The 229-nt window shown below is 76.4% G+C and carries 1 protein-coding gene; it reads left to right on the top strand.

Annotated features, from left to right (window positions below; genetic code table 11):
• Positions 1-10 precede the first annotated feature (10 nt).
• A partial coding sequence (locus ACQG3P_RS25580) for an FAD-dependent oxidoreductase (protein ID WP_426806606.1) occupies positions 11-229 on the top strand: 219 nt, incomplete at its 3' end.

Below are 229 nucleotides of genomic sequence, written 5' to 3'. Positions count from 1 at the left end.
GAGCCGGCGCATGAGCCGGCGCGCGCGCGATGTGATCGGGGTGGGCGGCGGCGAGGTGGGCGCCGCCTGCGCGCTGGCGCTCGCCGATGCCGGGCTGGAGGTCACCCTGGTCGAAGGCCGCGAACCGCCAGCGTGGCAGCCGCAGCAGCCGGACGTGCGGGTGTATGCGTTCGCGCCGGTCAACGCGCAGCTGCTGCGTACGCTCGGCGTATGGCCGGCGGTGCTGGCC

Origin of the sequence: Stenotrophomonas sp. SrG, assembly GCF_050031795.1 — a bacterium.
Classification (GTDB): domain Bacteria; phylum Pseudomonadota; class Gammaproteobacteria; order Xanthomonadales; family Xanthomonadaceae; genus Stenotrophomonas; species Stenotrophomonas rhizophila_A.
Note: the sequence above shows the minus strand (reverse complement) of the source record. Positions and strands in the feature narration are given on the sequence as shown.